Source organism: Mycobacterium sp., assembly GCF_019247615.1.
GTDB lineage: Bacteria > Actinomycetota > Actinomycetes > Mycobacteriales > Mycobacteriaceae > Mycobacterium.
Window position 1 is genome coordinate 1 of record NZ_JAFBAT010000186.1, and the last position, 9,693, is coordinate 9,693.

The following is a 9,693-nucleotide window of genomic DNA, read 5'->3' on the forward strand; positions in this document are numbered from 1 at the left end:
CGGGCCGATTAAGGGTTATCAGCGCGACGCCGGGCCGGGGTTGCTCTACCAGTACCAAACTCACGTGAGCACGGTAACGCGCGCCCAAACGATGTCAGGGCTCAGACGTGGCTCAGACGTGGCCCAAGCCACTGCTCATGAGGAAAACGCCCAATAACGCCACGATCAGGCCGAGGACCGCACGCCGGCGCGCTTTGACCCATTCGTGCACGCGCGACATCACCGCCAGGGTCCGTCCGGGAGCGGCCAATTGGCTGATTAGCGGAATCTCGGCGAACGCGAGGCCCACCACCGTGTACACGGCGGCCGCGCTGACCTGCGTGCCCATGGCTGCGCCGGAGGCCATGATGGCCGCAAGCGCCCCCAGATACCGGAAGTCAGTGGTAATACCCACTCCGACAAGGAAGGTGACCCACGGCGGGCCGGCCTGCAGCGCATCCAGGGCGCGCGTCGACAACCTCGAGAACGCCGTCGGCCCCACCCCGCACGACGGATCACCGGCGGGCATTGCCCCCGGCGCGCGGTGACGCAGCGAAAAGCCGACCGAGATCGACACGGCGACCACCAGCGCGAGCACGCCCATCACGATCTGAATGTGGCCTGCCGTGTGAGTCGCGCTGGCAACCTGCAACCGCTGCATGGCCCCGAGCGCGACGTCGTGCAGTCCGAAGAGCACAGCAAGGGCCAGCGCAACGCCAACTGCCAGACCGCCCAGCCATAGGGCGACCAGATGCAGCACTGGCCGTTGCCGTCCGAACAACAGAACCGCGATCCCAATCCGGACCGGGTCCGCGCCCGCTACCAGCGCCAACGCCAGCACGGTGCACCACATGCGCAGGACTTTACCCGCAATTCGGTCGCCTCGTTTGGGCTTCCGGACGATTCTCAGGCGCGTCATCTGTTTAAAGCCAGGTATCGGTAATTGGTCGGTACAGCGAATATCTCCAAACCACCCGCCTGGCCTCGTTTGGTCTGCTAAGTTGACACACCGTTGAGCACTTTGTGAGCTACGGCCAATGGCCAGCCTCGGTTGGCTGCGGAGAGCGACGGTGGCAAGGGCGCCGCGACGGATGGATTATACCGCAACGGAATCCGACCACCCGGAAGGAGCAGATGCGCCGTCGTCAATGGCACGATGGACGTGTCGGCAATCTTGAATCCGCCATACCCAGCCGCTGAAGCGTGAGGGAGGAAACGTGTTCATCCCGGGAGAGGAGGCGTTCGGGTCCATCACCGAATGGGCGCCGGACCCCGGTGCGGTGGTGTGTTGGCACCCATCGCCCGCCTCGCTTGCCAAGGTCCGGAAGGCCCCGATAAGCCCCGTGCCGCCCAGCCCTCAGCAAGCGCGGCACCTGCAAAACTTTCGGGACCACACGGCCCGCGGCGTCCAGATGTCGCGGCTTTGCATCGGCACTTGGGACATGCCCGGTCAGTGCGACATCCGAGTCCTGACCTACGTCATCAACTCGCACCTTCGCCGGAATGACACATACCACAGCTGGTTCGAGTTCACCGATGCCAACGAGATCGTTCGGCACAAACTTCGCAGCCCCGCTGATATTCACTGCGTACCCATCAAGCACGGTGAGATGACGCCAGCCGCTTGGCGCGAGCACATATTAGAAACGCCAACTCCGTTGGAGTGGGACTGTTTTCGTTTCGCGATCATTCAGCGCGCCGACCATTGGACATTCTGTTTTGCCATGGACCATCTGTACATCGACGCGCAGTTCCTCGGCGCGCTCCGAGTGGAGCTCTACCTGATGTACACGTCCCTGTTGGCCGGTGGAGCGCCCGTGTCGCTTCCGCCCGCGGGCAGCTACGAGAAATACTGCATGGAGCAGCACGAGCGCACCTCAGCTCTGACGCTGGATTCCCCGCAGGTCCGTGCCTGGGTCGACTTTTTTGAACGCAACGACGGAACCCTTCCGGATTGCCCGGTGTCACTGGGTGACGGGTCGGGCTCCTCGAGCTTCATATTCGTGCGGGTGATGGACGAGCGGCAGACCGCCGACTTCGAATCCGCTTGCATAGCGGCGGGCGCCCGTTTCAGCGGTGGCGTATTCGCCTGCGCGGCGCTGGCACAATGCCAGCTGACCGGCGCGGAAACGTACCACGGCCTGGTCGCGACCGACACCCGCAGCACGCCGGCGGAGTTCTTGACAATCGGCTGGTTCACCGGCTTCGTTCCGGTCACCGTCCGCGTCAACGCATCGTCTTTCGCTGACACCGTCCGCGGCGCGCAGACCTCCTTCGACTCGAGCAAAGCCCTTGCGCGTGTGCCGTTCCACCGAGTACTGGAATTGGCGCCGTGGCTGAGAATGCCGCATGGGCGCGTCCCCCTGCTGTTTCACCTGGACGCCAGCAGCCCGCCGCTTTCGACGATCGTCAAGTCCGGCTGGGACGGGGCGAACATCAAGATTCACCACGACGGCGGCGTCCCCGCCCGATTCGACCTGCGAGTGAATCGGTACGAGGAGGAAACGCAGGTAATCGTGTTCTTCCCGGACAATCCGATTGCGCGGGAATCGGTCACCCGGTACATCGCGACCCTGAAATCCCTGTTCGTTCGCATCGCCGAAAGCCACGGTGCGGCAGCGCCCCTACCCGAAGCCGCCCGGCTCCAGCGGCAACTGGTCTGATCCGACGATCCGTGCGGCGTCAGGCCTGCTCGGCCTGGGCTGCCTCGACGTCGAATGCCTTGACCTGTTGGACCAGGTTCTCCAGCGCCGCCGGGGGCAATGCGCCGGCCTGGTTGAACACCAGCTTGCCCTTCTTGAAGGCCATCAGCGTGGGGATGGACCGGATCTGCGCAGCCGCCGCCAACTGTTGTTCTGCCTCCGTGTCGACCTTGGCGTAGACAACGTCGGGGTGGATTTCCGACGACGCCTGAAAAGTCGGCGCGAACTGTCGGCATGGTCCGCACCAGGACGCCCAAAAGTCGACGAGGACGATGTCATTGCCCTGGATGGTTTCGTTGAACTGCGCAGCGGTGAGATCGCGGGTAGCCACATACGCCCCAACGCCTCGGGCCGCTGCCATGTTCCCGGGGCCGGGCCAGGTTACGGTTGCGTACGTTTTCCCACGTCGGACAGACTTAGGGGCCTGACGATCCGCCTGCTACGGGACCAGTGAGGGAATCGCCGTGGGTCACTACATCGCCAACGTCCGTGATATCGAGTTCAATCTGTTCGAGGTTTTCGATCTGGGTGCCGTCCTGGGAACCGGACAGTACGGCGACCTCGACGAGGAGACGGTCACAACGATATTGGCCGAGGCGGCCCGGCTGGCCGAGGGCCCGGTGGCGCAGTCGTTCGCCATCGCCGATCGCAACCCCCCGGTGTTCGACCCCGCCGGGCACACCATCAGCGTGCCGCCCGAACTTGCCAAGACGGTGGATGCGATCAAGGAGGCCGGGTGGTGGCGGCTGGGCCTGGCCGAGGAGATCGGCGGCATGCCGGCCCCGCCGCCGCTTGCCTGGGCGGTCAACGAGATGATCATCTGCGCCAACCCGTCCGCCAACTTCTTCTGCCTGGGCCCTTTCATGGCTCACGCGCTTTACCTCGAGGGCAACGACCAACAGAAGCGGTGGGCGGCGGAAGGCGTCGAGCGGGGGTGGGCGGCCACGATGGTGCTCACCGAACCCGACGCCGGGTCCGACGTCGGGGCGGGCCGTGCCAAGGCCGTCCAACAACCCGATGGCACCTGGCACATCGAGGGCGTCAAGCGGTTCATCTCCGGCGGTGATGTCGGCGAGACCGCCGAAAACATCTTCCATCTGGTGCTGGCCCGGCCGGAGGGCGCCGGCCCTGGGACCAAGGGGTTGAGCCTGTTCTACGTTCCCAACTACCTGTTCGACCCCGACACTTTCGAACTCGGTTCCCGCAACGGTGTTTTCGTCACCGGGCTGGAGCACAAGATGGGCATCAAGTCCTCCCCGACGTGCGAATTGACTTTTGGCGCAACGGAATTGCCCGCGGTGGGCTACCTGGTGGGCGATGTGCACAACGGGATAGCGCAGATGTTCACCGTGATCGAGCAGGCCCGCATGACGATTGGCGTGAAGGCGGCCGGCACCCTGTCGACGGGTTATCTGAATGCGCTGGCATACGCCAAGGAACGGGTGCAGGGGGCGGATTTGACCCAGATGACCGACAAGACCGCGCCGCGGGTCACGATCATCCACCACCCCGACGTGCGCCGCAGCCTGATGACCCAGAAGGCATATGCCGAGGGATTGCGGGCGCTTTACATGTATGCCGCCGCGCATCAGGACGACGTGGTGGCGCAACAGGTCTCGGGTGCCGATCATGACACGGCGCACCGCGTCGATGACCTGCTGCTGCCGATCGTCAAAGGGGTGAGTTCGGAACGGGCCTACGAGCTTCTGACGGAGTCGCTGCAAACGCTGGGCGGCTCGGGCTTTTTGACCGACTATCCGCTCGAGCAGTACATCCGCGATTCCAAGATCGACTCGCTCTACGAGGGCACCACAGCCATCCAGGCGCTGGACTTCTTCTTCCGCAAGATCGTGCGCGACCATGGGCAAGCGCTGCAGTTCGTGACGGCCCAGATCAGCAAGACCATCGATACCTGCGATGAGGCGCTGAAGCCGCAAGCGGAGTTGCTGCAAAGGGCCCTCGACGACGTCACGGCGATGACGGGGGCCTTGACCGGCTACCTCATGTCTGCCACGCAACATCCCACCGACATCTACAAGGTGGGCCTCGGATCGGTGCGATATCTGCTCGCGGTCGGAGACCTGCTCATCGGCTGGCGGTTGCTGGTGCAAGCCGGCGTCGCGCTCGGCGCACTCGCCGACGCCCCGTCGACGAAGGACGAAGCGTTCTACCGGGGCAAGATCGCGACCGCCGCGTTCTTCGCCAAAAACGTCCTGCCGAGGTTGACCGCGCAACGCAGTGTCATCGAATCCATCGAGGACGACATCATGCGGGTTGCCGAAGCCGCCTTCTAAAAGCCCTCAAACACACAGCCCGCATACAGCTTGAGCGGGTATTCCTTTTCGTGGCCCACCACGATTGGAGAAACCCTGATGCCTGCCAGCTGTCGAACACCTCGGCTTGTCCGGTTCGCCGTCGTCGCTGCCACGGGTGCCACCGCGCTGTCGATCGCCGCGTGCGGCTCGTCGAACAACTCGAGTCCCACGACATCAACATCCACGTCGACCTCGACGGTGACCTCAACGACCACATCGCCGGCGCCTGCACAAGGACAAGCACAGGTCAACGGCCTCATTGCGTCGGTGGCGGGGAACGCCATCCAGGTCACCAAGGAAGACGACACCAACGCCGCCGTGAACTTCGCCTCCACGACCAAGGTCACCGAGGTGGCCCCGGCCACGCTGAGCGATGTCACCTCCGGTACCTGCATCACCGTTCGCCCGACGCAGGAAATCCAGGGCTCGCAGCCGGTCACCGCGGCATCCGTGCGGCTGAGCCCCTCGGTCAACGGCACCTGCCCGCCCGGCAAGGACGCCGGCCAGGGCTCGAGCACCAGCCCACCGCCGTCCGGTTCCCCACCCGGTTCACCGGGGCCGGCGCCCGGCAAGCCGAAGCCGTTGCGCGGCTCGGTTGCGTCGGTGACGGGTAACACCATCACCGTCGCGGGCACCGACGCCAGTGGCAACACGAAGCAGACGCAGGTGACCGTCGATGACAAGACCAGGTACTCGAAGCTGACCACGGCCACACCTGAAGCGATTACGCAAGGCAAGTGCGTCAGCGCGCGCGGATCCATGGACGGCGGCGGCGCGCTGCAGGCGACGAGCATCACCCTGCGACCCGCCATCGACGGCAAATGCGGGAAACCGCCGCACGGCCAAGGCGGGTGACGGGACGGGAAGCGGCTGCTAAGCCGAACCCATCAGGCCGCCGCTTTTTGGACGAGCGCGCGAATCTTGGCCTCCGTAGCGGCATCCAGCGAGGTGAGGGTCCACGCGACCGGGTGCATGTGGACACCCTCCTCACGTGCGGGGTTCACAGGTTCGCCAAAGCCGAACGCGATGAAGTCCTTACCCGGTTTGATGTAGCAGATGTCCTTGCCGTCCTTGACATAGAACGGCAGCCCCCACCGAACGATCGGCTCCAACGATGGCGCGCTTTGCCGGATGATGCCGTGCAGACGTTGCCCGATTTCCCGGTACTGCGCGGGGGCTTCACCAAGTTTGGCGAGCACGGCCGTGTCGCCCCTCTTCGTGAACATCTGGTCAGACCTCCTTCGGGTCGCCGTCGGGTGTACATAAATGACAGTATCACTCTCAATTCGAGAGTAGTAGTCTTACGTGGTGACTCAGGCAAGGACTCGTCTCGCTCGTCGCGCGGTCGTCAACGCGGCCCGCGACTTGTTCCTTGAGTCTGGCTATGGCGCGACGACGATCGAGGCGATCAGTGCCCGCTCGGACGTCCCGCCGGCCACCGTCTACCGGCTCTTCTCGTCCAAGCGCGGAATCCTCAAAACGCTGCTTGATGTGTCCATCGCCGGCGATGACGAGCCTGTTGCGATGGCCGACCGCCCGTCGGTTCGATCGCTGCTCGCCGAACCGGATTCCCGGACAATGTTGGCAAGTTTCGTACGCATCGCGGCCGAGGTGAACGCCAGGACCGCCGTGATCTATCGCATCCTCACCAGCGCCGCCGCATCGGATGGCGGCGCCGCGGCGCTGTTCGACGACTTGACCCGGCAGCGCCACCAGGGCCAACGGCAAGTCGCTCGCGCGCTGGCTCGGCGGGGGGCGTTACGGCGCCCGCTGCGTCAGCGTGATGCCGCCGACATCATTCACGCCGTCGCATCCCCCGAGGTATACGGGCTGCTTGTCGTCGACAGAGGATGGCCACCGCAACGGTACGAGACGTGGCTTGCAGACACGCTGGTCCACCAACTTCTCGCCGCCCCGGCTCGCGGATAGCGGAGCTCTACGCTGACGGCATCGCAGGCTTTGGTCCTACGCCAACAAACCAAGCAAGACCGAAATGACCGTCAGCGACGACGCCACCAGCGAACTGATCGAACGTTACCTCGCCATCGTCGAAAACGATGACGACCCGCAATTCGGCGAATTATTCACTGCCGATTGCACATTCACACTCATGCCCATCGGCCGCACGCGGAAGGGCCGCGCCGACACCAACAGCGAATATCTCGTCGTCGAGTATGAACAGCCGTCCTGGCCGTGCTCCTGATCGCTCCGACCACTCAAGTAACCCGGCGGCGAACCGCCTGCCCGGCAAGGGATTGGATACCGGTCTGGGACCACGCCAGGCGTCAGTCGGCGCCTATCGCGACCGCGATGCGTCGACGGATGCTCGCCAACTGCGCCGCAGTAATCCGCGAGTCAGTTGGGTTGACGCGCCGCAGCGCCACGCTGGTGACGTGATGGGCCAACGCCCAACACGTCGCATCAGCTCCGTTTTGGACCGTCGGCTCGATGCGCTCGGCGAAAGACCTATGGGCCAAGCCCTCATCGCGTGTCAACGGAACTACCAGCATGTTGGGATATGCGTCCGGACACAACTCGTGGTCCTCGACGACGACTGCGGGTCGCAGCCTGCCGGGCTCGTATGGCAATGCGCCACCCCGCCAATCAACCACCACTATGCTGCCAGCCGCGTGTCGACTCACGGCTGGTCGGCCGGCGGCGTCCCGAGCTCATCGAGCTCGCTTTGTGCTTCTGGGTGCTCGGCCAGGTGAGCCATTACTCGATCTCCATCTGCCCGAATCATCTCGCGCCGCAACTGTCGTGCCGCGGCTTCGGCCATCTCTCGAACGAAGGCACTGAGCCCCTTGCCTTGCCTACGGGCGGCCGCTTCGAGCACAGCCCGATCGTCGGCGTGCAGTCGAATCGTAAGCGTCTCTGCCATACACGCTATTGTAATACAACAACGTGTTACATTTCGGCAGGATGGTGAACCGGCCGGCCACAGAGCGTCGTGAAGGAAACCCCCTTGCGGGTTCCTTCGGCCGTCGGGTTATGGCCGTCCGTTCAGACGGTGAACCCGAGCGCGCGCAGTTGTTCGCGTCCGTCCTCGGTGATCTTGTCCGGTCCCCACGGCGGGTTCCACACCCAATTGATCCGCAGGTCGTCCACCAAACCGCTGCCTACCAGCGCGCTGCGGGATTGGTCCTCGATGACGTCGGTCAGCGGACAGGCGGCCGAGGTCAGCGTCATGTCAATCAGGGCGACCGTCCCCTCGTCGCCCTCTTCGACGTTCAAGCCGTAGACCAGTCCGAGGTCGACGACGTTGATTCCAAGCTCGGGGTCGACGACGTCGCGCATCGCCTCCTCGAGGTCGGCAAGCAATTCGTCGTCCGGTGTGGTGATTTCGCTCATCCCTACTCCTTGAATTCCGCGTCGCTTTGCGAGCAGGCTTGGGCCAGCGCATCTTTGAACGCCATCCAGCCCAGCAGCGCACATTTCACCCGGGCCGGGTATCTCGCCACCCCGACGAACGCGACCCCGTCGCCCAAGACATCCTCGTCACCCTCGACGGCACCGCGTGAGGACACCATCTCGGAGAACGCGGTGATGGTTTTGAGGGCATCACCCACGCTGCGCCCGATCACCTGTTGGGTGAGCACCGAGGTCGACGCCTGGCTGATGGAACAACCCTGCCCGTCATAGGAAACGTCGGTTACCGTTTCGCCGTCACCGGACAACGTCACCCGCAGGGTCACCTCGTCACCGCATACGGGGTTGACGTGGTAGACCTGCGCGGCGAACGGCTCACGCAGGCCACGATGCTGCGGATGCTTGTAGTGATCGAGGATCACGTCCTGATACATCTGCTCGAGCCGCAACGTCAATCTCTCCCGAAGAAATCGAGCGCGCGCCGCACGCCGGCCACCAAACGGTCGACCTCCTCGGCCGTGCTGTACACGGCGAAGGATGCGCGGGCGGTGGCGGCCAGGCCGAACCTGCGGTGCAGTGGCAGCGCGCAGTGATGCCCGACCCGCACCGCGACGCCGTCGTCGTCGAGGATCTGCCCGACGTCGTGGGCGTGCACGCCTTCGACGACGAAAGACACCGGAGAGCCGCGATTTTCCATCGTTGTCGGGCCGATGATGCGCACGCCGCCGATGCCGGACAGCCCCTCGATGGCCGCCGCAACAAGCTCGCGCTCGTGGGCCTCGACGACGTCCATGCCGATGGCGTCGAGATAGTGCGCGGCCGCGGCCAGTCCTACCACCTGGGAGGTCATCGGCGTGCCGGCCTCGAACCGCTGCGGCGGGGCCGCATAGGTACTGGCTTCCATGGTTACGGTCTCGATCATCGAGCCGCCCGTGAGGAAGGGCGGCAGCTCGGACAACAGCTCGCGGCGTCCGTAGAGTACGCCGATTCCGTTGGGTCCCAACATCTTATGTCCGGAGAACGCCGCAAAGTCGACGCCGAGCGCGTGGAAGTCGACCGGCCGGTGGGGCACCGACTGGCAGGCATCCAGCACCGTCACGGGGCCCACCGCCCGGGCGTGGCCGACCAGCTCATCTGCCGGCGCGAGCGCTCCGGTGACGTTCGAATGATGCGTGAAGGCAACCACTTTGACCCGCTCATCGAGCTCTAGCGAGTCCAGGTCGATGCGGCCGTCTTCCGTGACGCCGTACCAGCGCAACGTCGCCCCGGTGCGCATGGCGAGCTCCTGCCACGGCACCAGGTTGGCGTGATGTTCGAGCTCGGTCGTG

Annotated in this window: 13 protein-coding genes and 1 pseudogene; 5 read left to right on the forward strand and 9 right to left on the reverse strand. The window is 64.6% G+C overall.

Annotation, left to right across the window (positions count from 1 at the left end):
- Positions 1-112: 112 nt before the first annotated feature.
- A complete protein-coding gene (locus JO059_RS12630) occupies positions 113-898 on the reverse strand; it encodes a GAP family protein (RefSeq protein ID WP_293319139.1) in 786 nt (261 codons plus the stop codon).
- Positions 899-1,196: 298 nt separating this feature from the next.
- On the opposite strand from JO059_RS12630, the gene JO059_RS12635 reads away from it, so the two are divergent.
- Positions 1,197-2,642 (forward strand): condensation domain-containing protein, encoded by a 1,446-nt coding sequence (locus tag JO059_RS12635; RefSeq protein ID WP_293319141.1) that lies wholly within the window; start codon positions 1,197-1,199, stop codon positions 2,640-2,642.
- A gap of 19 nt (positions 2,643-2,661) precedes the next feature.
- Here JO059_RS12635 and trxA read toward each other — a convergent pair whose 3' ends face one another.
- Positions 2,662-3,012 carry a thioredoxin gene (trxA, locus tag JO059_RS12640; RefSeq protein WP_293319143.1) on the reverse strand — a complete coding sequence of 117 codons (351 nt, stop codon included), beginning with the start codon at positions 3,010-3,012 and terminating at the stop codon, positions 2,662-2,664.
- A gap of 133 nt (positions 3,013-3,145) precedes the next feature.
- Here trxA and JO059_RS12645 point away from each other — a divergent pair, with 133 nt between their 5' ends.
- Positions 3,146-4,975, forward strand: a complete 1,830-nt coding sequence (locus JO059_RS12645; protein WP_293319145.1) for an acyl-CoA dehydrogenase — start codon at positions 3,146-3,148, stop codon at positions 4,973-4,975.
- On the opposite strand, the gene JO059_RS12650 is transcribed toward JO059_RS12645, so the two are convergent.
- Positions 4,972-5,211 (reverse strand): hypothetical protein, encoded by a 240-nt coding sequence (locus JO059_RS12650; protein ID WP_293319147.1) that lies wholly within the window; start codon positions 5,209-5,211, stop codon positions 4,972-4,974. The genes JO059_RS12645 and JO059_RS12650 overlap by 4 nt on opposite strands.
- A 52-nt stretch (positions 5,212-5,263) precedes the next feature.
- Between JO059_RS12650 and JO059_RS12655 the strand changes: the two genes are divergently transcribed.
- A complete protein-coding gene (locus tag JO059_RS12655; protein ID WP_293319149.1) occupies positions 5,264-5,851 on the forward strand; it encodes a DUF5666 domain-containing protein in 588 nt (195 codons plus the stop codon).
- A gap of 32 nt (positions 5,852-5,883) precedes the next feature.
- Here the strand turns inward: JO059_RS12655 and JO059_RS12660 are convergent, their stop codons facing one another.
- Positions 5,884-6,222: a DUF1801 domain-containing protein gene (locus JO059_RS12660; protein WP_293319151.1), complete on the reverse strand. Its 339-nt coding sequence runs from the start codon at positions 6,220-6,222 to the stop codon at positions 5,884-5,886.
- An 82-nt stretch (positions 6,223-6,304) separates the two neighbouring features.
- On the opposite strand from JO059_RS12660, the gene JO059_RS12665 reads away from it, so the two are divergent.
- Positions 6,305-6,925 (forward strand): TetR/AcrR family transcriptional regulator, encoded by a 621-nt coding sequence (locus JO059_RS12665; RefSeq protein ID WP_293319153.1) that lies wholly within the window; start codon positions 6,305-6,307, stop codon positions 6,923-6,925.
- 64 nt (positions 6,926-6,989) lie between these two features.
- Entirely contained in the window at positions 6,990-7,199 is a 210-nt protein-coding gene (locus tag JO059_RS12670) for a hypothetical protein (protein WP_293319155.1), read from the forward strand.
- 82 nt (positions 7,200-7,281) lie between these two features.
- On the opposite strand, the gene JO059_RS12675 is transcribed toward JO059_RS12670, so the two are convergent.
- The 5 genes and pseudogenes from JO059_RS12675 to JO059_RS12695 all read right to left on the reverse strand — a co-directional run.
- Positions 7,282-7,638 (reverse strand): type II toxin-antitoxin system PemK/MazF family toxin, encoded by a 357-nt coding sequence (locus tag JO059_RS12675; RefSeq protein ID WP_293319157.1) that lies wholly within the window; start codon positions 7,636-7,638, stop codon positions 7,282-7,284.
- On the reverse strand, positions 7,635-7,877 hold the full coding sequence (locus JO059_RS12680; RefSeq protein WP_293319159.1) for a DUF1778 domain-containing protein: 243 nt from the start codon (positions 7,875-7,877) through the stop codon (positions 7,635-7,637). Before JO059_RS12680 ends, JO059_RS12675 begins: the two co-directional genes overlap by 4 nt.
- A 122-nt stretch (positions 7,878-7,999) precedes the next feature.
- The gene (locus JO059_RS12685) at positions 8,000-8,347 is read right to left on the reverse strand and encodes a metal-sulfur cluster assembly factor (RefSeq protein ID WP_293319161.1); all 348 of its coding nucleotides are present in this window, start codon (positions 8,345-8,347) and stop codon (positions 8,000-8,002) included.
- Positions 8,325-8,820, reverse strand: a pseudogene (sufU, locus tag JO059_RS12690) (Fe-S cluster assembly sulfur transfer protein SufU); the annotation flags it as partial. The gene JO059_RS12685 and the pseudogene sufU, both read right to left, overlap by 23 nt.
- A partial coding sequence (locus tag JO059_RS12695; RefSeq protein WP_293319163.1) for an aminotransferase class V-fold PLP-dependent enzyme occupies positions 8,817-9,693 on the reverse strand: 877 nt, incomplete at its 5' end. The gene JO059_RS12695 and the pseudogene sufU, both read right to left, overlap by 4 nt.